This is a genomic window from Peristeroidobacter agariperforans, from assembly GCF_004138335.1.
Lineage (GTDB): Bacteria > Pseudomonadota > Gammaproteobacteria > Steroidobacterales > Steroidobacteraceae > Steroidobacter > Steroidobacter agariperforans.
Genome location: NZ_RYFW01000006.1, coordinates 221,447 through 244,377 on the forward strand (window position 1 = coordinate 221,447; position 22,931 = coordinate 244,377).

A 22,931-nucleotide genomic window follows, 5' to 3' on the forward strand; every position below is an offset into this window, starting at 1 on the left:
GCGCTAAAAAGGCAGTCCTTTTGGCCCAGGACACCTGTCGACGACGGCAGGTTGCGGTGTCGATGTCCATCATCAAGAACAAGCGGCGCACGGCTGTGCCGAAGCGCCCGCTCAATGGCGTGCTCTCGTCCTTCGTAGTCGCCGGCTTTTCCAGCGCCGCGCTGGCCAATCCTCAGGGCGCCACGATCGTCGAGGGTTCCGCGACAATAACCCAGAGCAGCGCCAGCCAACTCGACGTCATCTCGACCACTGATCGAGCCATCATCAACTGGAATTCCTTTTCGATTGGCAGCGGCGAGCTGACGCGCTTTCAGATGGGCAGCAGCGATAGCGCCGTGCTGAATCGGGTCATAGGCGGAACGATTTCACAGATCGACGGCTCGCTCACGTCGAACGGCCGCGTCTATCTGATCAATCCGAACGGCGTGATCATCGGCGCCACGGGCATGGTGCAGACGCAGAGCTTCATCGCCAGCACCCGATACCTCGCCGACGAGGACTTCATGAACGGCGGCGAGATGACCTTCCTCGGCACGGGCTCGGGCGAAGTGCACAACCTAGGGACCATCGTCGCCTCGGACGGTGACGTCGCGCTCATTGGCGATCGGGTCGTCAATAGCGGCTCCATCAGCGCCCCGCAAGGCGTCATCGCGCTCGCCGCGGGCGATGACATCATGCTGGCTGCGCCCGGCTCGTCGCGCCTTCTGGTCCGTGTCGCCGGCGTCACCGACGCCGACGCTGCTCAGATTCAACACACCGGCGATCTAAGTGCCGCTCAAGCAGAGTTGCAAGCCGTCGGTGGCAATCTGTATGCGCTCGCCGTCAATGCGGCCGGTGCGATCACCGCGACCGGCGTCCAGAATCGTGGGGGTCGCATTTATCTCACAGGAAACGCGGCGCAGATCAATGTGACTGGAACGCTGACCGCGCGCAACAGCGACGGCGCCGGCGGCAGCATCCACATAGATTCCGGCGTCGGTTATGAAAGTGAAGCTCGCGTCACTGGCACGCTCAACGCCTCGTCCACATCGACGGGCGGCAGCATCAACATCGATTCGTCTCGCATCGAGCTGAACGATGGCGCTCGCCTGCTCGTCTCGGGCGGCAGCGGCAACGCAGGCGGTGTATTCGTGGGCTCCGAGGAAGACACGAATCAAGTGATCGTTGCCGAGGGCGCCAGCATCGAAGCGAATTCGCTGTCCGGCGACGCGGGCAATATCGAGCTCAGCGGCGCCGGAGTCTATTTCCACGGCGAACTGCACGCGCGTGGCGGAGCATCGCAGGCGCAGTTCAACATCCACTCGGGCGAAGGCGTCGAGTACACCGGTCTCGCGGACCTGCGTGCCTATGGCGATGAGGCGCGCTTCGGCTCGGTGAACATCGACAGCGCTTATTCGAATCTGCGCATCGCCCCCACCGACGGCATTCTCCCTGTCCTCGACTCCGACGCGCTCGCTACGCAGCTGAATTACGGCAATGTGAAGATTGCCGCGAACGGAGCGGGCCGCTACATCGACGTGTTTGCACCGCTGAGCTGGCAGGCCGCCACCCGACTCACCTTGCAGGCCGACGACACTGTGGACATCAATCAGGCGATCGACGGCAGCAACGGCGCCTTGCATTTGATCTCACTCAACGCCGCCGTGACGGATCTCGAGCCCGCGACCATCACGGTCCGCGACCTGTGGCTGTCAGCAGCCGAACAGGTGAATCTCGCGAATCGCGTCGTCGCGCAGAACGTCACGCTTTACGACATCGGCGGCCCCACCTGGCTGACCAATGAGCAGAACCAACTCGGCTCCATCACGTTCATGCGTGACCTGCGCGCGCAGAGCGGCGAAGTCGACATCGTCGATAGCGCTGGCGGACTCAGCTTGACCACGAGCAATGTCGGCGGCATCGGCTACTCCACCTACGGCAATTTCCGTGTGCGAACCTCGGGCAATCTGACACTGGCACCGGAGTTCCACACGCAGGTCGGTGGCGATGTGACTTTGGTTGCGGCCGGTGGCGTGTTACGCAATCAATCCACCGCAGGCGCCAACGTTTTCGGCACCTCCTCCACGGGACTCGGCCGCACGCGCGTGTACGCATCTGCCGTCGGCGACAATGGCGGCCTCGAAGGCGCGGCTCAGTACAATGTTTCTTATTCGGCGGAGCACGAGACCGCCGCCAGCACCGGCTTCTATTACAGCGGCAGCGCGCCGCAGGAGCCAGGCCCATCGGATCCTGGCCCGGTCGATCCTGTCGATCCTGAAGAACCAGTGGATCCTCCGGATCCGGTCGATCCGCCGGTCATCCCCGAGCCGCCGCCTCTGCCACCATCGCAGATCATCCAGACCGCGCTCGATGGTAATTCGTTCGAGCAGCTCAGTCGCCCCTCGCCGGACGACTTCTCCCGGCTGGCCGCAAATCTGGGAGTGCTCACGCCGCCTCTGCCACCAGGCGACCCGGCGAACTGGTCGACCGGGAAAACCGACCAGCTGGAAGCGTTGGCCGAGCTCGCCGACGTCAAAGGCACGAACACCAGCAAGCGACCGATCGGTGCGCCTGAAAATCAGCCGCCGCCGGAGCGGCTGGAACAGCGGGTCCTCGATCAGATCGAAGATATGGTCGCGCGGCTGAGCGCGTTTCTGCAGGCGGTGCAGAGCGCCCCTGGCAAGGAAACGGCCGGGATGAGCAGCGCCCAGATCTCGCAGCTGCTGAAATCGATGTCGCCTGAAGTGCTGCAGCTGTTGGGGCAGCAGTCGCCGCACATACTGGAACAACAGCTGGCCATCATCATGGCGAAGTTGGCAATGGAACAGCGTAACCGCGCTTTGGATGAACGCCTGGCTGCCCGCGATCAAGCGCTCCAGGAACTCCAGGAAAAAGCGAACGACATGCGGGAATCAGCGCAGCAGCTGTATTCCGGAGCGATCACTAGTTTGGTCATGTCGGTCGTTCAAGCCGCGACGCAGATTGCCGCGAGCCAAGCCGGAGCTGTCAAAACGCCAGTCCTCCGCGATCTCAATCTCCCACAGAAGCCCGATGACACGAAGTTCTCGGCCCCGACGCCCCCACAATTGCCGCAGCACATGCCGCCCGTCTCCTTGCCCTCGGCCGTGCAAGCCCGGCTCGACGCCCTCAGGGCTCTCGAGGCCCTCCAGAACCGTCCCTGAGCGCGTCGGAAATAAGATATGAAACATCTCGCTCTTCTCACTGCGCTCGGCTGCTGGTCTGCTGCTTCTGTCGCGCAGGACTTGAATCGTATTCAGCCCGCGCCCGTGCCAGCTGTCGAGCCTCCGCCCGTCACTCCGAACGTTGGCGATGCTCCCGGCGCGGCTGCGTCGTCGACGCTGTTGTTGCCCGAGCTGCGCAGCCTGATCTTCATCAGCAAACCCGAGCAGCTCACTGAAGCGAAGGCAGGCGATGCGGCGGTGGATTCCTCCCGCATCCCGCTGCTCGACAACCAAACATTCCGCAATCGCATCGAGCCGTATCTCGGCGAGCCGCTGCGTCAGAGCGGACTGAAACGTCTGTTGGCCACTATCAACTTGTTCTACGCCGCCAATGACAAGCCCTTCGTGAGCGCAAGCGCGCCTGCGCAGGACGTAACCGACGGAGTGTTGCGTATCCTCGTCGTCGAAGGCCGCGTCGAACAGGTCAAAGTCGAAGGCAATCGCTACTTTTCCGATGAGCAGTACCTCGCGGCGCTTGGCCTCCGCGCCGGCGATTCGCTGCGGAAATCACAGCTCGAAGCGAACATTGCATGGGTCAATCGCAACCCGTTCCGTGCAGCCACCATCGTGGCGGCGCCCGGCGAATCCTTCGGCGGCACGAATCTGATCGTTCACGCCAACGAGCGCTATCCCGTGCGCGTCTACGCCAACGCGGACAACACCGGCTCGCCCAACACCGGCGAAGAACGCCTGGGGCTCGGCGTGAATTGGGGTAATGCCTTCGGACGCGGACATCAACTCAACTATCAGCTGACCAGCAGCGCCGACTTCGATCGTTCCATCGGCCACTCGGCCAGCTATGTCGTGCCCTTGCCGTGGCATCACCTGCTGACCTTCAGCGGCGCCTGGTCGCGCATCAATGCCGACGTGCCGGTGGATTTCGATTCGCAGGGCACGTCGTGGCAAACGGCCTTTCGCTACGAAGCGCCGCTGCAACCCACCGAGCGCGGCTGGAATCAATCGCTGCTCGCGGGCGCCGACTTCAAGCGCTCCGACAACAACCTGGAATTCGGCGGCGTGCCGGTGACCGACAACACCACCGATATCGTGCAGGCGGTGCTCGGCTACCGAATGAGCGCCGAAGACAAGTACGGGCGCACCGGCGTCGCCGCCACCGTTGTCTATTCGCCTGGCTCGATCGGCAGCCGCAACGAGACCCGATATTTCGACATCAGCCGCTGGGGCGCGGAATCGGACTACTCATACGCCCGCATCGATCTGGAGCGCTTGACAAAGCTGCCCGCCAACTTCGCCTGGCGCTTGACCGCATCGCTGCAAGCCGCGAGCGACAACCTGCTCGGCTCCGAGCAGCTCGCGCTCACGGGCACGTACGGCGTCAGAGGGTACGGCGAGAACGACAGCTTCGCCGATGGCGGCTACATGATCCGCAACGAGCTGTTGCTGCCGCATGTGAATGCCAGCTCGTTATACGTGCGCCTGCAGCCGCTGGTGTTCTATGACTATGCCCAGGGCGCGAACAAACGTCTGTTGCCTGGCGAGCGCGACCGCGCCACGTTGAGCAGCGTCGGTCTTGGCGGCCGCATGGCCTTCGGCCAGTCCTGCGAGTTGCGCTTCGCTTACGGCTGGCAGTTGCACTCGTTGTCCGGCGAGGACCGAGGCGACCAGGCGCACGCCGGCATCGTCTTCAGCTATTGACCCTCGCTGTCAGGCCAGTCTTGACGCCCCGCCGAGCCGCAGCGCATCCTCGCGCTGCGGTCAATTCAGGCGGAGACAGCGCTGGCTACGCAGGACAAACGGCGACCCCGCCGTCAGATACAAGAAGTCACCATCGACGATGTGGCGGAGGAAGCCGGCGTCTCACGCATGACCGTATCTCGAGTCCTGCGTGGTGGGCATCTGGTGCGCGCGCCCCTTCAGGAACGCGTGTTCGCGGCGGTCAAGAAACTCAACTACCGGTTGAATGTTTCCGCTCGCGCGTTGGCCGGCTCCGGGCCGTCGCGCGTGGGCCTGGTCTATTCGAACCCCAGCCAGGCCTATCTCGGCGAGTTGCTGACCGGCGCGCTGAAAGAGTCCAGCAAGCTCGGCATGCAGCTCACATTGACCGCCGATGCCGACAGCCATGACCGCACCGCAGAGATCGAATCGCTCCTGCGCAGTGGCGTGACCTCGTTCCTGCTGCCCTCGCCCGCCTGCGATGCGCCCGACGTGGTCAAGTTACTGCGAGAAGCGAAGGCGCGCTGGGTGGCGATCTCACCGGCGAATCTGGAAATTCATCCCTTCAGTGTGTCGGCCGATCATTTCGACATCGCCGGCCGGATGACAGCGCGGCTGATCGAGCTGGGTCATCGTCACATCGGCTTCATCGCCGGGGATCCGGCGTCCAAGGGCGGCGCCGAGCGCTTGCGTGGACACCTGCGGGCCATGGCGGCGGCGGATATCGAGAAATGTCCGATCGAGCAAGGTTATTTCACGTTCCAATCGGGGCTGGAGGCCACCGAGCGCCTGCTCAAATCGTTCACCGAGTGCACCGCCATCATCGCGTGCAACGACGACATGGCCGCTGCCGCGATCTCGGTCGCGCATCGACATCATCTGAGCGTGCCGGACGATCTCACCATCGTGGGCTTCGATGACACGCCCATTGCTTCGATCGTTTCGCCGGCCATCACGACGGCGCGCCAGCCCATCGCCGAGATGGCGCGAAGCGCGATCCGCATGTTGCACGCTGCAGGCATGGCCGGCGATGCAGACGACGACAAACGAACCCAGAAGGTCCTGCCCGGCACGCTCATCGAGCGCGAGTCGAGCGCGCCACCGCGACAGCGCGCATTCCCGAAGTCCGCGCTCAGCGCCGGCTGATCCGCCTCACCAGCAGCGATCATTCCATGCCGCTTGCCGCGCGCCACTCTTGAACGAGCTGGCTCATCAACACGGCGGCGGGCAACTCCCGAGCTAGCGGCGCAGCTTGCCCCGCCCAGTACGCTGCGAACTCGTGATTACCCTTGGCGCTGGCTGCCGCGTGCAACGCCTTCGCGGCGTCGTACGCAATCGGATAGTCCGGCAATGCCGGCGCGCCCGCTTCGACGAGCTCATACATTTGATTTGGAAGACCACGCGCACCGCGACCGGAAATGGCGGCCGTAATGCGAGTGTGGTGCGCACGTTCGCTCTTCATTTGTTCTCTGTACGCGGCGTTTGCAGATGACTCGGGGCAGAGCACGAACGCAGTGCCCATTTGCACGCCGGCGGCTCCCAATGTCATTGCAGCGACGATACCTCGGCCATCCATGATGCCGCCCGCGGCGATGATTGGAACACTGCACTGCTTCACCAGTATTCGAACGAGGGCGAAGGTACCGATGTCATCATCGCCGCGCGAGGGATCGAACACACCTCGATGACCGCCCGCCTCCACTCCCTGCGCGACGATGGCATCCACGCCGGCGTGCTCACATAGCCTTGCCTCTTCTGCATTCGTCGCACACGCCAGCGTTACGATGCCGGCCGCGCGAAACAGCTTGATCCACTCGGGCGATGGCAGCCCGAAATGAAAGCTGACGATCGCCGGCCGCTCTTCCAGTAACATGGCGAGCATCGGCTCGTTGCCCACGAAGGTCTGATAGATCTCCCGCAATGCTGGCGGTGGCTTCGCACCAAACCTTGCGAACTGCGGCTCGAGATACGCCAGCCACGCAGCCTCGCGCGTAGCATCAGCCATCGCCGGACGATGGCAGAACAAATTGACGTTGAACGGCCGCGACGTGAGCGCTCGCGTCGAGCAGATCATCGCGCGAGATTGCTCGACGTTGCTTGCACCGAGCCCCAGCGAGCCCAAACCGCCGCTGTTCGAAACCGCCGCCGCCAACGCCGGCGTGGATACACCCGCCATCGGCGCCTGGATGATGGGATGCTCGATGCCGAGCAGAGCCAGGAGTGATTGAACGCTACTCATGCCGCGATGGTAGCGCATGCGGCGACGCTGGCGTCACTAAGACGCCAGCGTGACCTGCCTCTACTTCAAGGAGCCGCGCCTGCTGCCACCGCCGATGCCGGGGTGCCCGGATAGGCGATGCCGAGTTGCTCGAGATAACTGCTGTACTTCTTCGGGTTGTAGTAGTACCTGGTCATCTGCGGGCGGATCCGCTCCATCAGCTCCTTGTTGAGATGAATGGCGGGCTGATCCGCCGGCGCCAGCACCGGATCGTATTTCATATCCTTCAGTTGCTCGTTGTTGAAGTAATCCTTCGCGCTCGCGAGCAGCGCCGGCGTCGTCATCATGTCCATCACCGTGAGCGCCACCGCCTTCGCGCCGGTCACCGCGCCTTTGTGAGCAATCGGCGTCGCCATCGCCATGGCAGCGGTGACGTTGTGACCGATGGTGTTGGGAATATTCGACGGGAAGCGGATCGTGATCGTCGGCACCGTCCACATGATGTCGCCGATGTCGTCAGAGCCGCCACGCATGGCATTTTCCTTCGACTCCGGTGTCTGCAGCGGCGCCACCTCGGTCGCAAGCTTTTCCACCTTGAACCCATTCGCCTCTTGCACCGATTTCGCGAACGTCTGATCGGCCTCGCTCCACTGCGGCATGCCGATGGCCTTCATGTTCTCGTACGCAGCCTCGGCCAGCGGTTTGTTACCGAAATTCGGCGCCGCATAGCCGAGCAAACGTCGGCTGACCTTCGTGCCAGTCGCCTGCGCGGCCGCCTCCGAAATGGTGTTGCCAACCTCGTACAGATCGCGGATCGCTGCGAACGTCTGATCACGGAAGTAATACCAGACGGTGCCGACGCCAGGCACGACGTTCGGCTGGCCACCGCCGTTGGTGATCACGTAGTGCGAACGTTGCGTGAGTGGCAGATGCTCACGGCGCATGTTCCATGCGATGTTCATGAGCTCGACACCGTCGAGCGCGCTACGCCCGGACCACGGTGAACCTGCCGAATGCGCCGTCTTGCCGCTGAACGTGTACTCGACGGACACCATGCCGTTGTTGCCGGCCGGTCCCCACGAGGTGCTGAGGTCCTTGCTCACGTGCGTGAAGATGGACGCGTCCACGCCTTGGAACATCCCGGCGCGGACATAGAACGCCTTGGTGCCTAACAGTTCCTCGGCGACGCCCGGCCAGATCATCAGGCGGCCCTCGATCTTGTTCTTCTCCATCACTTCCTTGACAGCGAGTGCCGCAGCGACGACGGCCGGCATGCCGGAGTTGTGACCTTCACCATGCCCGGGCGCACCGGCCAATTGTGGTGTGATCGCCGCCGAACCCGGCACCTGCGACAGACCGAGCAGCGCGTCGATATCGCTGCCGAGCGCGATCGTCGGCCCCGACTTTCCCCACGTCGCGGTCCACGCGGTGGGAATGCCTGCCACGCCGCGCTCGATAGTGAAGCCATTCTTTTCCAGAATGCCGGTGATGTACTCGGAAGTGCGGAACTCCTGAAAGCCCGGCTCCGCAAAACTGTAGATGGAGTCGACCATTTCCTGAACCAGCTTGGCGCGTTTGTCGACGCCTGCGAGGGTCGCCTGCTTCAACTCCGGTGCCGCCTGCGCCAGCACAGCCGGGGCGAACAGAGCCGTCAGAACTCCAATGCTCGTCTTGATCACGTTGATCTCCGTTGATGGTCCGATGGTTGTTTATTGGAAGTACTAGAACGACATCCGCACGCCGAGCCGGAAGACCCGCCCCATGGTGTCGTACAGGATGCGATTGGTCTGTGGATACGCCGGCGTGTTGTTGCCATCCGGACCGTTGCCCACCAGCTCCGGATCGGTGTTGAGCAGATTGCGGATGGCAAGAAATGCCTCGGCTTCCGCCGGCCCCACCGTGAATGAATACGTGGCCGACGCGTCCAGGTAAAACGCCCCGTCGATGTCGTTCTCGTCGATCGTGCGATGCTCGACTGTCGACACCGGGCAGTTGCTGGCGCACTCGATGAAGGAGTTGTTGTAAACGCCGCTGCTCACGCCGCGCCCGATCAGCGTAAACGACAGCATGTCCACCGCATAAGTCGCACTGAGGCGATAACTCCAGCTCGGCGTTGCATTCGCCCCCTGGTTCACACCGGCATAATCGATCGGAAAGTCGATGCCGTTGTCCGTGATGTTTTCTATGTAGTGCGTCGCCAGTCCTCGCAGCGTCAGGTCGCCGTGCCCGAGCGCGAGCCGGTAGCTCGCTTCGATGTCCAGCCCCTTGGTCCTCTGACTGGCGAAGTTGAATGGCACGAGCAGGATCTCCGCGATCTGCTGCACGTCGCCAACTGTAATGTAGCTGATGTTGTCGCAGAAAGATTGCACATTCTGCTCGAAACATAGATCAACTGTGTTCTGCGCAGTCACTGTGCCGATCGCGTCCTCGATCTCGATGTCGAAATAGTCCACGGAGAACGCGAGGCCCGCCGCGAACGACGGCGTGACGACCACGCCGATGCCGAGCGACTGTGCCTCCTCCGGCACCAGCGCCAGGCTGCCCGTCTGCTTTTGTACGAACTGCACTGCCTGATTGCTCGGCGGCACATTGACGGTGTTGGTCCGTGCCGTGCCCGCAGCGAACAGCTCGTTGAGATTCGGCGCGCGAATATCCTTGGAGCCCGTGACACGCAATTTCACGTCCGCGACAGGCTGATACGTCAGGCCCGCCTTCCACGTCTCGACACTGCCCGAGAGGCTGTAATCGGTGAACCGCAAGGCGCCGTTGAAATCCAGCCCTTCCCACAGAGGCACCACGGTCTCGATGTAACCTTCCGTGACGTGATAGTCGCCTTTGGTGACCAGGTAGTTGCCATAGAGCCAGCCGCTCTGATACTGCGTCTCGACGAAGCCGTCGATCTTCTCTTCGCGCCATTCGCCGCCGAACGCCAGCGACACCGGGCCTGCCCAGGTGCTGAATATGTTATTGGTCGCGAAGTTGAATGCCGCAACATCCTGCGTCAGCTCCTGCTCGCGATAGGGATTGCTCGGAATGACGTAGTCGAGAGCAGCTTGCGTTACGCCGCCGATCCCAATGCGGTTGATGGGCACGCAGCCGTTGCCCGGGTCGACAATCGACGAACGGCACACGACCTCCCCGGTCGTTGGGTGAACGACGGCATCTTGCGCGAGCGCCATGCGCGCGTTGCTCCAAGTGTTGATGAGCTGCTCATTGAGTTTGGCGACGCCTCGCTGTGCATAGGCGTCCCAATTCCAGTCCCGGCCGAGCAACGCGAAATCGCCGTCGGCGCCGATGAGATACCGATTCACCTCGCGCTCGTTGTCGCTGCCCGCTGCCGGAATGCCAGCGTTGGTCGTGCCCATGACGAAGGACGTAATGTCGGGATCGTTCGCCGCGTTGTATTGGGCGATCTGCTGCACAACCGAGGCCGGCAGATAGGCGTTGTCGGTGCGGATCGTGACGTTGCCGACATTCGGCGTCTGCTGGTAGTAACTGAGGCCCTGGTACTCGTTGTGCGACAGCTGCGCGAATACCGTCACCGCCGGCGTCAACTCAAAGCTCGCACGACCGAAGATCGTGCGTCGTTCCTCATCGGGCGCGAGCGAATTGCTGCCCGCGTGGCCCTGACTCGTGTACTGCCAGTCTCCGCCGATCATCCACGGATTGCTCGCGCTCGTCGTGCCATACGCCAGCCGGCCCACGGTTGCGCGCCCCGTCGCCTGATCGATCGTGCCGAAGTAAGTGCCTCGCAAGGGTCCACTTACAATCAACCCGCCCGGCGTGTGTTGACTGGGCCCGATGCCAGCCTGCACCAGACGAAAAGGCTGACCGTTGGTCGCCGTGTAATTGGGATTGTTGATCTGGAAGAAGCCGCCGTCGTTCCAGTCACGATCGATGGTGTGAACACCGTCCTGCGTGAAGTATTCACTACTGAACAGCACGTGACCGCGCCCGCCGCCGAACGGCATACCGGCCGCGAGCGTGAAAGTGTGATTGGGATTGTCGTCGTAGGTCGTGACGCCATACTCGTAGTCGGTCTTCACGCCAGTGAAGTCGCGATCGAGGATGAAGTTCACCACGCCGCCGACGGCATCCGAGCCGTAAGCTGCCGAAGCACCGCCCGTGACGATCTCGACGCGCTCGATCAGCGCTTGCGGAAATGTGTTGATGTCGACCGTGCCGGTCGACGCGGACGCCACCGAACGCTGGCCATCGAGCAGCACCAGCGTGCGATTCGTGCCCAGCGAACGCAGGTTCAGCGCAGCGATGCCCGCTTGGCCGTTGCTCAGCGCACCTGACGAGTTGGACGCCGTGGCGCTGCCGACGACCGAAGGCAGAGTATTCACAAAGTCGGCGACGTTGGCCGTGCCCGCAGTCTGGATCTCCTCCGCACCGAGCACGCTCACCGGCGTTGGCGCATCGTAACCGTCACGCGCAATGCGAGTGCCGGTGACCGTGACTGAATCGATCGGGCCCTCCATCGCCGATGTTTCCTGCGCTTCGGCATTGAGCGCAGCGAGCGATGCTGATGTCAGCACCACTCCGAGACACCTGGAAACAGCAGCACGCAGCGAGAGACAAGACGTGAGCTTCGACATGACTCAACTCCCTCAGCACGGACAAAGCGGCGCCGCCCTTTATTTCTAGGGTTGTTTGCGCCGCTCCCGCTGTCCTGGTACCTGAGAGTTTCCGCACGACTTTCAAGGTCGCGCTTGCCCCGTCGGTGGAGACGCGTGCCTGCTCGCGCCTCGCTCTTCAGACGGCATTACAGATCCGCAGTACTTGAGCCTGAGAGTTCATGGGAGATTGCTCCTTCGGCGGAGCGCCGGCGTCGCCGCCGGCGCTCGCTCTCCTGCGAATCCGAGCTCATACAAGCATCTTGTATGCCAGGGTCATTCCAGGCAGGCGCACCACTGTGAAGCGCATCGTGCTGGCGACCGCATCGCGCGCTTTGATTCGAGAAATGCAGCTTGTTATGACGAGAGTGAGACTCGCTCACTCGGAAGGCTGCTCAAAATGAGGGCGTGCGCGATGCTGCACGCAAGAGCGCTACATGCAGCCAGCTGCTTCGCGGCTGTGCAGCGTTAGGCGACACAGGCCGCGTCAGCTTGCTTGCACGACGGCACGGCTCCCCGGAAGCATTACGCCTCCGGGGAGCCGTTGCTTTACTGTGCGTTCTCGTCGATGAACGTCTTGATGTGTTCGCTGAACTTGCCCATCGAGCCGGGATGCACGTACATCATGTGGCCCGCCTCGTAGAGCTCGAGCTGCACATTACGCCGCAGCTCCGGCGTGATGTTGAGATGATCGATGGCGTGCTTCACGGTGCCGTACGGGCATGCGAGGTCGAAATAGCCCGACTGCACCAGCACCTTCATCTTCGGGTTCATGGTCATCGCGTAAGAAATATCGGGCAGCACGTTCGCGTACGGGACCTTCTGGCCGTTGGTATCGGGCTGCACGTGACTCACATCCCAATCCTTGTACAGACCGGCCGAGAGCTCGTACTTCAGTTCCGAGCGGACGTTCAGTTCGTCACGAACGTAAGCGTTGTAAGTGGCGACGACGGCCGGCGCAACGGCGCTCGCATACGGATCGAACGCGGTCGTTTCGGCAATCCGGCTCGGCATGCCGCCGGCGAAGCGTGAATCGATGCGACCGATCGTCTTGCCTTGGGCGCGCATCAGCTCTTGCAGAAAATGGTTCTCGTCCATGCGCAGGTTGGCAGCGTCCCAGTACGCAGCATTCACGCCTGTGTAGCGTGCGAGACCCTCGAGCGCTGCCTGACGCTCTTCAGGCGTGGCTCGCGCGCCCTTGTAGAGGATGGGGTGATAGACGGTGTCGATCCACTGCTCCACTTCGCGCAGGAACGGCAACAGCTCGGGCGGTTGTGGGTTGAGCGCCTTGTGGTACCAGGCCGTTGCGGCATACGTGGACATGAAGTTGGAGTCGCCCGCGTCCGTGTTCAGGCCGGCCGTGCCACTGACGAAGTCCAGGTAAGGCGACACCAGGATGATGCCGTTCAACGCCACGTTGTGACGGGTCAGCAAGTCGTACGTCACGCCGCCGGTGCGGATGCCGCCGTAGCTTTCGCCGAGCACGAATTTCGGACTCGCCCAACGCCGGTACTCGCCGAGGTATCGCACGATGAAGTCGGACACCGACTTGATGTCGTTGTCCACGCCCCAGAACTGCTTGCCCTCGGCCTTGCCGACCGGGCGTGAGAAGCCGGTGCCGACCGGATCGATCAACACCAGATCGGCGCGATCCAGAAAACTGTACTCGTTGTCCACGAGCTTGAAGGGACCACGCGTATTGCTGGCGAGATCCTCGATCGCCGCGCGGCGCGGGCCGAGAATGCCCATGTGCAGCCACGCCGAGGCCGACCCCGGACCGCCATTGTATGCAAACACGATCGGACGGGTGCCCGCATTCTGGCCCTGGCGGACATAAGCGGTGAAGCCGAACAGCGCGATCGGTTCGTCCTTCTCGTCCTTCATCAGCAGCGTGCCGGTGGTAGCCTCGTAGTCGATGGCCTTGCCGCCGATGCGAATCTGATGGCGCGAGGTCCACACCTTCGCCTCGGGCTTCGGCTTCTCCTGCTTATCCACAGCCTCCTTCTTTTCCTGCTCGGCGGGCGGCGTGGGCTCGGAGGCGGCGTTGGATACAATAGGGGCTGCGAGCCAGACAAAGGCAGCGAGCGCGGCGGCGACGCCATGCTTTTTCATCTTGCGGTCTACCCGTGGTGATTCAGGGGCGGCAAGTATATTTGCGTCGCCAGTGCATGACGAGCGAATGCGCCTCGGCGTGCAGGTCGATGACAAAGGTTTCATTCGAGCTCGAGGAACGTCGATGGCCAAGGGACTCTTCAGTCAATCCGTGTGTCTGCTGACCGACGGTCAGGCCACACTGCTCGAGGTGACGTCGGCGCTGCAGAGACACAGCTTCGAAATCGTCAAAGAAATACGGCCCCTCAAGCAGTGGCAGTTTGGCGGTCCTGCGGTGGTAGTCGGCTACCGCCCCGAAGTGAACGGCTGTGCGATCCTCGATCTGGTCAACAGGCCCTGGCCCGACACGATGGGGCATCCGGAGTCCGATACGACGACATTCGGCGCGTGGTCGATGGGCCACTTCGGTCCCTGGACGTTTCCTAACGGATTGCAGCGTGCCAGACAGCATGCGTGGTCCTGGGCCGCGGGCCGGAGCATCGCAGACGCGCACTCCGGATTCATCCGCATCCGGCTCAGATATGCGGTCGGCGCCGCCGAGGGTGCGCCGCTATTGCCCGCGAACTACGATCCTGTCGATGAGCTGAACTTCCTGAGTCGTTTGGTGCTGGCCGCAGGTGAAGCGGCCGGCGTGTTGTGCTATTTCAATCCGAACGGCGAAGTGTTGCGAGATCACGCCGGCTTCTCGAGAGTGTGGCGGGATTGTGCGGCGGACGAGCTGATTCCTTTGCCGCTGTGGACCAACGTTCGCCTGTTCCAGCTCACCGACCAGCTCGCGCTGATGGACACGGTCGGCAACAGCCAACTGGACCGTATGGACATCGAAGCCATCTTCGCCAGCGACGAGTACGAACCTTCGAATGTCGATAACTATTTGCGCAACGTGTCGCTTTATCTGCTCCACTCCAATCCCGAATTCGAGACCGGACAAACGATGGACGGCCCCGGTGCCACAGGCTCGTCGTGGGCGATCGATGTGCTGGACGCAGGCTTGGTGAACCCGCCCCGCAAGGTCCTGCGGCTGTATCCGAAGCGACATGCGGCTGCAGTAGCCGATGCAGTGGCAAGCGCGGGTGCACGATGCTGAGTGATGCAGAAATTGCCTCGTTCATTCGCGATGGCTTCGTTCGCGTCGATCGAGCTTTCTCGAGGGAGACGGCCGCGGAGGCGCGCACCATTCTCTGGCGGGCAACGGGATGCGATCCCGACGATCCGTCGACGTGGACCCGCCCCGTCATCCGCCTCGGCCAATTCGCTCAGCCTCCGTTTCGCGAAGCTGCACATTCGCCCGTCCTGCACCGAGCCCTCGATCAACTGGTCGGACCTGGACGATGGCTGCCTCCGGGCGCGCTCGGCACCTTCCCCGTCCGCTTTCCCTCCGCCAATGCTCCAGGTGACGATGGTTGGCACATCGACGTGAGCTTCGGAATGGAGACGCCGGACTTCATGGAATGGCGTGCGAATGTGAGCAGCCGTGGGCGCGCGTTGTTGATGTTGTTTCTGTTCTCGGACGTCGAACAAAACGACGCACCGACGCGCATTCGAGTCGGGTCACATCTCGATATTGCCCGGCAACTCGCGCCAGCAGGAGATGCCGGGCTCACCTTGCGAGAATTGGCAGCGGATGGTTTCGCCGCTTCCGCGCATCGACCCGAGGCGTTGGCAGTCGGCGCAGCCGGCACTGTTTACCTCTGCCATCCATTCATCGTGCATGCGGCTCAACCTCATCGCGGCAAGAACCCACGATTCCTGGCGCAACCTCCACTGCTGCCACGTGAGCCGATTTGCCTCGATCGCAGGAACGCAGAGTATTCGCCGCTCGAGCAGGCAATTCTGCAAGCACTCGAGGAAATATAGATCCCCATCTACGTATTCCAACAAGAGCGGCGCTGCTGAGAGGCTGACCCATCAACGGGGAAAGCGCCATGATCCCTCGGCTCCGTCCGCTGCTCATCATCACACTGTGGCTTGCGAGCACTGCGCACGTAGGCGAAAGCTTCGCCCAAAGCACCGCCGCTTCGCCCGAGCGTGGGCAGCTTCTCGAGAATCCGCCGGTGCTGCTCGGGGCCTACTCGCCTTCCGATCTGATCTCCAAAATCACGGATGGGACGATCTCCCGCTGGCTGCTTCGGCGCACCTTTTCTCCGCGGTGCGCAGTCACGGTGTACCAGTTGCGATACGCAACGGTCGGGGCCCAGAACGAGCCGACGAGCGCATCGGCTGCACTGATGATTCCGACGGGCTCGGACCCCACGTGCCAGAGCCCGCGGCCGATCGTGTTGTACGCCCATGGCAAGAGAAATCTCACATTCTTCAACATCGCGGACCTGTCGGGGCAGACCAACTATGAAGGCCTGATCATCGCGCTGGCGCTGGCGGGCGACGGCTACATCGCGGTGGCGCCGAACTACGCCGGATACGATACATCCACGCTCGGCTATCACGCGTTCATGAATGCAGACCAGCAGTCCAGCGACATGATGGACGCGCTGGCCGCGGCGCGCGCCGCGTTACCGGCGACGAATATGGCCGACAATCAGAAACTGTTTCTAACCGGCTACTCCGAAGGCGGCTATGTCGCGATGGCAACGCATCGTGCCCTGCAGGCTGCAGGTATTCCGGTCACTGCTTCGGCGCCGATGTCGGGGCCATACGCGCTCTCAGCGTTCGCGGATGCCATGTTCTTGGGCCAGGTCGGCAGGGGTGCGGTCGAGGAAATCCTGATGCTGACGTCGAGCTATCAACATGCGTACGGAAACATCTATTCGAGCCCCACCGATGTGTACGAGGCGAAGTACGCGACAGCCGACACACTGCTTCCAGGTACTACCGGCACCGGCACGCTCGTCGCACAAGGAATGATTCCAGAGAGTGCAGTCTTCAGCAGCACACCGCCGCTTCCCGAGCTCGCCGCGCTGACTCCGGCAACCGCACCCGCCAAACTTGGCCCGGTGTTTGCGCATGGGTTCGGGACGGACCACCTGATCACGAACGACTATCGACTGAGCTACTTGCAAGATGCGCTTGCCGCTCCCGACGGCGGGTACCCGAACACGACGAGCGGTCTGCCGCCCGACAGTCCGGCGAATACGTTACGACAAGCGTTGAAGAAGAACGACCTGCGCGATTGGGCGCCGACGTCGCCGATGCTTCTGTGCGCGGGCGATGAGGATCCCGTGGTCTTCTATCTCAATACACAGCTGATGCAAGGATACTGGGCCGTCACTGCGCCGGAGAGCCCGGTCATCGTTCTGAACGTGGATGCCCCGCCTTCGCACGACGGCCCCTACAAGAGTCTGCGGAAGGGCTTCGCGCGGACCAAGTCCCTGCTGAAATTGATCGAAGGCAGATCCACGGTCGTCGAGGAATACCATGACGTGCTGGTGCCGGCGTTCTGTCTGCAGGCGTCCAAATCGTTCTTCGATGGGTTCTGAGAAAGCACTCAACAGCTTCCCTGACTCTTTTCCCCACCCTCGTCCGTCTTGACTATATCCAGTTGAGGCGGAGCGATTGCATGGACATCAAGAACAAGAGTGTTGTAGTCACCGGCGGAAGCCGAGGCTTGGGGCTGGGGCTGGTCGAGACGCTGGTGGAGCATGGCGCAAGCGTCACTGTCGTCGCGCGTGAGTCCGACGCACTCGCGGCCGTGCGGTCGAAGTTAGGCGTCAACACTGTCGCTGCGGACATCAGAGATGAGGCGGCGGCGCGCACTATCATCGCCACCGTACGGCCTGACATCCTCGTCTTGAACGCGGGCGCGAAGCCGGTGATGGCGCGACTGGATCAGATCAGCTGGGCGGACTTCACCGTGCCGTGGGAATATGACGTCAAAGCAGGATTGCATTGGCTGCAGGCCGCACTGAACCTCCCGCTCGCCCCAGGCAGTCGCGTCCTGGTAGTGTCGAGCGGGGCCGCAGTGGGCGGTTCGCCGATGTCGGGTGGTTATGGCGGCGCCAAGCGCATGCTCTGGATGATGGCCAAGTATGCCAATCGCGTGTCGACGCAGAGGGAGCTGGGCATCTGTTTCCAAACCATCATCCCGCGTCAGATGATTCTGGGCACGGGCATCGGCGACACCGCCGCCGGCGCGTACGCAAAGGCACTGGGCATCGAGCCGAAGGAGTTCGTGACCCGCTTCGGCGCGCCGATGCCGCCAAGGGACTTTGGACAGAATGTGATATCCGCCCTGAGCGATCCGAAATATGCCGACGGCTTTGCTTTCGGTCTGACAGGCGATGCCGGTGTCACCATGATGGAGGGACTTGCGGATTGAGCGAAGGATCACAACCGCTTGATGCCGAACGCCGCGCCGACTTTCTCGCGCGAGCGGGCGAGTTGCGGCCCGAGCTGCATCGGTATTGCGCACGTCTCATGGGATCGGTGATCGAAGGCGAGGACGTGGTGCAAGACACGCTCGCTCGGGCGGTAGTGGCACTGCAGGAATCCGGCGAGCCTGCAGCGCTGCGCGCCTGGCTGTTCCGTATTGCTCACAATCGCGCGATGGATCTGCTCCGCGGCCGCGCGCTGCGTAACGCGGAGCCGATCGAGGCCGCGTTGGATATCGCCGATGCCACTCCGGATCCGATGGAGACCCTCATGCGGCGAGAAGCGATCAAGACGGCCGTGTCGCGCTTCACCGAGCTGCCGACCGTGCAGCGGAGCATCGTGATTCTCAAGGATGTCCTGGACGAACCGCTGGCCGACATCGCCAGCTTGCTGGATGTATCCGTGGATTCGGTCAAAGCTCATCTGGCTCGCGGTCGCGCGCGACTGCGTGAGATCAATGCACAGATCCCCTCGCCCGCCGCTGACCGCACACATTCAAACGACGTCTCTCGATACGTCGCGCTATTCAATCAGCACGATTGGGCAGGGCTGCGCGCGCTGCTGGCCGATGATGTGAAGCTTCAACAATCGTCGCACCCCGTGCGCAGCGGATCGAAAGACGTCGGCGGGTTCTTCGGCAAGTACGCCACGATCGACGGCATCCGGCTCGCACCCGCGTGGCTCGAAGGACGCGAGGTCATCGCGGTGTACGAGCACAAAGGCGATCCTTCGCCCGCGTACTTCATGTGGTTGAAATGGCGGGACGGCAGGATCGTCTTCATCCGCGACTATCGTTACGACCGCTATGTGATGCGGGACGCCGAGCTGACCATCTAATCTTCTCCGAACACCGGCGGAGGCGCCGCGCACTCCGATTCATCGCCTCGGAACTTCGGCGTCAGCACATACGCACGCGGGTTCGTTCCAACGGTGTCGGAAGTATTGATCGCGATCCATCCCAGGTCGTTCAACGCGCGTGCCGCGATCGTATCCGCTTGCGCCAGCGGCAAGCTGCTCGGCGCGAGCAGCGTGGTCAGATCGCGCGTACCCGATCGCTTGGTCCAGATGAAAGGCCGAATCGGAACTCCAAACGCCATGTCGACGTAGCCGACGACCGTTCCGCGCGAGTTGACATCGGTGGCCTGCGAGAAGCCCTCCTCGTTGAGCGATGGCAGAAACCGCATGCCCTGACCTCGCGTCCAGCGCATCGCGTGCGGCAGTTGATCGTCTTGAACTGCGCTGCCCACGATGTGCAGACGATTGTTGATGGCGCTGGGCAGGATGAGACGATTGTCCGGGAACCCACGCAGCTCTCGCTCGCCTTTGCGAGCATCCCAAAGGAACACGTCGGCGGTGGGCGGCGGCTGCTGCGACTGAGTGGAAAAGCCGACCTGGCCGGCATCGGTCAGCCCAAAAGGTATTCGACCGACTCCCAAATCCTCCACGTCCCCATTCACGTCCCGGAAGTACAGGTGTTCGCCGTCCTCCGCCGCCGTGGCGCTCAAACCAATGATCTGACCCGCATCATTGATATGAGTGGCCGTGGCGGACTCTCCTCCCAACGTGGCGAACGGTCGCATGCCATTGCGCGCGTCCCAGATGAAGGGACGCGCGCCGCTGGTGCCTACCACTTGTCGGAGATCGTTGATGTCATTGCCGAGCGAAATCGCAGCCCCCGGCAACACGCCAAGCAGCCGAGCGCCGCGGCTGCTATCCCAGATGAAAGCCTGAGCCAGATCACCCATCGCCGCGGTGCCGACGATCTGATTCTGGTTGTTGATCGCTTCAGCGACGAGCCCTCTGCCGAGCTCGTACGCGCAGTAATTGATGGGTTCTCGCGAGGTTGCTTGCCCCGCTGCCATGCCGCAAAAACTGAAGGCCAGGGCGATTGCGCATCGGCGCGCCGCCTGGGCGGCCGCTCTGAATTGATTTTGCATGTCCCCACTCCCCGTCGTGTGAGCGGATCCGCTCACCACTCCAACAGCTCAAGAGGACGCAGTGTTCCTCCGCGCGCTTGCAAACAAACGGATGAGTCCGTGCAGCGCGTCCATGTTCGGCGTTTCGACGCCAACCTTGCGGCCGATCTCCCTAGGCGCAGCCACCAACGCATCGATTTCGAGCGAACGGCCCGCTTCCGCATCTTGCAACATGGATGTTTTAAACGCGCCAAGCTTGCGAGTGACGGCCATGCGATCCTCGCCGCTCTCTGCAATCGGACAGCCGATGCGAGCACCGATCGCCGCGGCTTCGGTCATGACTCGCAGGATGAAACCGCTGACGAGCGGATCGTCCAGAATGAGATCGCTCGTGGCCGCCGTGAGTGCGGAGATGGGGTTCATCGTCATGTTGCCCCAGAGCTTGTACCAAATGTCTTTTTGAATCTGGGGACTGACAGTGACGTCGAAGCCTGCAGTACGAAGCGCATTCACAGCGGCGTCGAGCCTTGCTGAACTGCCGCCGCGCGGCTCACCGACGATGAGCCCGTTGCCGTTCTTGTGAACGGAATATCCGGGTGCCTGCACAGAACATGACGCATGCACGACACAGCCGAGCACGCGCTCAGGCGGCATCGACCGAGTCACCCGGCCGTCGGGATCGACCGAGCTCAATGAGGTATCGTCGAGCGTCACCGGCAAGCCGTGAAAGAACCACCACGGAATGCCATTCATCGCCGGCAGGATCATCGTCTCTTCATCAAGCAAAGCCGAGACAGACTCGGCCACGCTCGCCAACGCTTGACCCTTGACGGCGAGCACCACCAGATCCTGTTTGCCGAGATCCGATGCACGATCGCTGACAGTGACGGCGGCGGCCTGCGTGTTGCCGCCGCTGGCGAGACGCAATCCATACTGCCTCACCGCTGCCAGCGTCTCCCCTCGGGCGAGCACACTCACATCCTGACCGGCGTTCGCCAGTCGCACGCCCAACCAGATGCCAATTGCGCCCGCCCCGACGATCGCTATCCGCATGACTTTCCCATCGACAGTTTGAACGCGGAGCGTAGCACCGATTCAAGCAATAGCCCGCTTTTACAAGAAACGCCCGCAGACGTTGTCGACAATGCCCCGGCAACAAAGAGAACCGCGACAACGCGGGCGGGACTCGTCGTGGGAGCACATCTTGAGCACTAGCGTGATACTGGCGTCCGCGTTCGTCCTGTCGTTCGTGGCGCTGCTGGTGTTCATCTGGTCCCAGCGTCACGGACTGTTCAGCCGCGATTCCAGCGGCGCCAATGTCATCTTCGGCGCTGATGAGATCGGCCGAGCCGAAGAACCGGCGGTTACGTCCACAGCAGCCCATGCCCTGCAACAGCAGGTGAATCAGGTCTCCGGCAAGATGGCTGCCCCGGCGAGCGTCAGCGATCTGAGAGCGCGAGCCGCGGCTGATGAATCGAGCACGCCGGTCGTGTTCTTCATGTTTTGTGCCGCGTTCGCGTGGCTGCTCGTCGCGACCGCTGCCGGTCTGCTCGCCTCTTACAAACTTCACGAGCCCGATTTTCTGACGCAGTACGCATGGCTGACCTTCGGGCGCGTGCGCACCGTCCATCTGAATGCCGTGGCGTATGGCTGGGCGCCGATGGCAGGACTCGGCATCGCGATGTTCGTGCTGCCTCGCCTGCTCGGCCGGCCGCTGCTAGGCGGCGGCTTCGCGATTCTGGGCGCGGCGCTGTGGAATGCGGCGCTGATCTCTGGACTCGCAAGCATCGCCGTGGGCATCAACGACGGCCTGGAGTGGCTGGAGATTCCGTGGCAGATCGATGTGCTGTTCGTGACCGGCGGCTTGCTGGTGGCGGTACCTCTCGTGCTGACCCTGGCGAAACGCAAGGTCGAGCACTTATATGTCTCGGTCTGGTACATGGCCTGTGCGCTGTTCTGGTTCCCGGTGATGTTCGTCGTCGCAAACGTTCCCGAGCTGCACAGAGGCGTCGAACAGGCCACGATGAACTGGTGGTTCGGCCACAACGTGCTGGGGCTGTTCTATACGCCGCTGGCGCTCGCGGCGGTTTATTACTTTCTGCCCAAAGTGATCGGCCGCCCGGTCCAATCCTACAATCTGTCGCTCATCGGCTTCTGGGGCCTGGCGTTCTTCTACGGCCAGGTCGGCGGTCATCATCTCATCGGCGGACCGGTGCCGGCCTGGCTGATCACGCTGTCGATCGTCCAGAGCATGATGATGGTGCTGCCGGTGATTGCGTTCACCGTCAACCAGTATCAAACGCTGGATGGCTACTTGTCGGCGCTGCGTTACTCGCCGACCCTGCGTTTCATCGGCCTCGGCGGCCTGATGTACACCGCCAGCTCGCTGCAAGGCTCGTTCGAGGCACTACGCAGCGTCAATGCCGTCACGCACTTCACGCACTACACGGTGGGCCACTCTCACCTTGGCCTGTATGCGTTCGTGACACTGGTCTTCTTCGGCGCGATGTACTTCATCGTGCCGAGAGTCACGCGCCGTGAGTGGCCTTACCCGCGCCTCATCGCTGCTCATTTCTGGCTGTCTTCGACTGGCGTTGCCATCTACGTCATCGCCTTGTGCGTCGGCGGCTGGCTGCAGGGTGAGGCCATGCTGGATGCGAGCAAACCCTTCATGGACTCAGTGGCGGTCACCTTGCCGTACCTCAAAGCACGCACCGTCGGAGGCGCACTCATGGGGCTCGGCCACCTGGTCTTTGCAACCCACTTTGCCTGCATGATCTTCAACCTGGGTCCACGGCGCGTTGGGGCAACGCTGCTCGGCGATGCGCCGGCGGGAGCACCGTGA

At 62.5% G+C, this 22,931-nt stretch carries 15 protein-coding genes and 1 riboswitch; of the genes, 9 read left to right on the forward strand and 6 right to left on the reverse strand.

Annotated features, from left to right (window positions below; translation table 11 throughout):
• Positions 1-62 precede the first annotated feature (62 nt).
• The 3 genes from EK373_RS30170 (at position 63) to EK373_RS30180 (ending at position 6,041) form a co-directional block, all read left to right on the forward strand.
• Positions 63-3,161, forward strand: a complete 3,099-nt coding sequence (locus EK373_RS30170; RefSeq protein WP_129648896.1) for a two-partner secretion domain-containing protein — start codon at positions 63-65, stop codon at positions 3,159-3,161.
• An 18-nt stretch (positions 3,162-3,179) separates the two neighbouring features.
• Complete coding sequence (locus EK373_RS30175; protein ID WP_129648899.1) at positions 3,180-4,877, forward strand: ShlB/FhaC/HecB family hemolysin secretion/activation protein; 1,698 nt, start codon at positions 3,180-3,182, stop codon at positions 4,875-4,877.
• 141 nt (positions 4,878-5,018) lie between these two features.
• Positions 5,019-6,041 carry a LacI family DNA-binding transcriptional regulator gene (locus EK373_RS30180; RefSeq protein ID WP_198683764.1) on the forward strand — a complete coding sequence of 341 codons (1,023 nt, stop codon included), beginning with the start codon at positions 5,019-5,021 and terminating at the stop codon, positions 6,039-6,041.
• A gap of 19 nt (positions 6,042-6,060) precedes the next feature.
• On the opposite strand, the gene EK373_RS30185 is transcribed toward EK373_RS30180, so the two are convergent.
• The 4 genes from EK373_RS30185 to EK373_RS30200 all read right to left on the reverse strand — a co-directional run bounded on the left by EK373_RS30185 (position 6,061) and on the right by EK373_RS30200 (position 13,844).
• Entirely contained in the window at positions 6,061-7,134 is a 1,074-nt protein-coding gene (locus tag EK373_RS30185; protein ID WP_129648902.1) for an NAD(P)H-dependent flavin oxidoreductase, read from the reverse strand.
• A 65-nt stretch (positions 7,135-7,199) separates the two neighbouring features.
• Entirely contained in the window at positions 7,200-8,792 is a 1,593-nt protein-coding gene (locus tag EK373_RS30190) for an amidohydrolase (protein WP_198683765.1), read from the reverse strand.
• 42 nt (positions 8,793-8,834) lie between these two features.
• A complete protein-coding gene (locus EK373_RS30195) occupies positions 8,835-11,714 on the reverse strand; it encodes a TonB-dependent receptor plug domain-containing protein (RefSeq protein ID WP_198683766.1) in 2,880 nt (959 codons plus the stop codon).
• A 168-nt stretch (positions 11,715-11,882) separates the two neighbouring features.
• A riboswitch (glycine riboswitch) is annotated at positions 11,883-11,981 on the reverse strand.
• Positions 11,982-12,281: 300 nt separating this feature from the next.
• Positions 12,282-13,844, reverse strand: a complete 1,563-nt coding sequence (locus EK373_RS30200; protein ID WP_157994603.1) for a S10 family peptidase — start codon at positions 13,842-13,844, stop codon at positions 12,282-12,284.
• 124 nt (positions 13,845-13,968) lie between these two features.
• Between EK373_RS30200 and EK373_RS30205 the strand changes: the two genes are divergently transcribed.
• The 5 genes from EK373_RS30205 (at position 13,969) to EK373_RS30225 (ending at position 19,007) form a co-directional block, all read left to right on the forward strand.
• On the forward strand, positions 13,969-14,931 hold the full coding sequence (locus EK373_RS30205) for a DUF4261 domain-containing protein (RefSeq protein ID WP_157994604.1): 963 nt from the start codon (positions 13,969-13,971) through the stop codon (positions 14,929-14,931).
• Positions 14,925-15,701 (forward strand): phytanoyl-CoA dioxygenase family protein, encoded by a 777-nt coding sequence (locus EK373_RS30210; RefSeq protein ID WP_129648913.1) that lies wholly within the window; start codon positions 14,925-14,927, stop codon positions 15,699-15,701. The genes EK373_RS30205 and EK373_RS30210 overlap by 7 nt, the downstream gene beginning before the upstream one ends.
• 68 nt (positions 15,702-15,769) lie before the next feature.
• On the forward strand, positions 15,770-17,278 hold the full coding sequence (locus EK373_RS30215) for an alpha/beta hydrolase family protein (protein WP_129648915.1): 1,509 nt from the start codon (positions 15,770-15,772) through the stop codon (positions 17,276-17,278).
• A gap of 80 nt (positions 17,279-17,358) precedes the next feature.
• On the forward strand, positions 17,359-18,117 hold the full coding sequence (locus tag EK373_RS30220) for an SDR family oxidoreductase (RefSeq protein WP_129648918.1): 759 nt from the start codon (positions 17,359-17,361) through the stop codon (positions 18,115-18,117).
• Positions 18,114-19,007 carry a sigma-70 family RNA polymerase sigma factor gene (locus tag EK373_RS30225; RefSeq protein WP_129648920.1) on the forward strand — a complete coding sequence of 298 codons (894 nt, stop codon included), beginning with the start codon at positions 18,114-18,116 and terminating at the stop codon, positions 19,005-19,007. The genes EK373_RS30220 and EK373_RS30225 overlap by 4 nt, the downstream gene beginning before the upstream one ends.
• On the opposite strand, the gene EK373_RS30230 is transcribed toward EK373_RS30225, so the two are convergent.
• Positions 19,004-20,107, reverse strand: a complete 1,104-nt coding sequence (locus tag EK373_RS30230; protein ID WP_129648923.1) for a hypothetical protein — start codon at positions 20,105-20,107, stop codon at positions 19,004-19,006. The genes EK373_RS30225 and EK373_RS30230 overlap by 4 nt on opposite strands.
• A 48-nt stretch (positions 20,108-20,155) precedes the next feature.
• On the reverse strand, positions 20,156-21,139 hold the full coding sequence (locus EK373_RS30235; RefSeq protein ID WP_129648926.1) for a 2-dehydropantoate 2-reductase: 984 nt from the start codon (positions 21,137-21,139) through the stop codon (positions 20,156-20,158).
• A gap of 151 nt (positions 21,140-21,290) precedes the next feature.
• Between EK373_RS30235 and EK373_RS30240 the strand changes: the two genes are divergently transcribed.
• Positions 21,291-22,931, forward strand: a complete 1,641-nt coding sequence (locus EK373_RS30240; protein WP_129648929.1) for a cbb3-type cytochrome c oxidase subunit I — start codon at positions 21,291-21,293, stop codon at positions 22,929-22,931.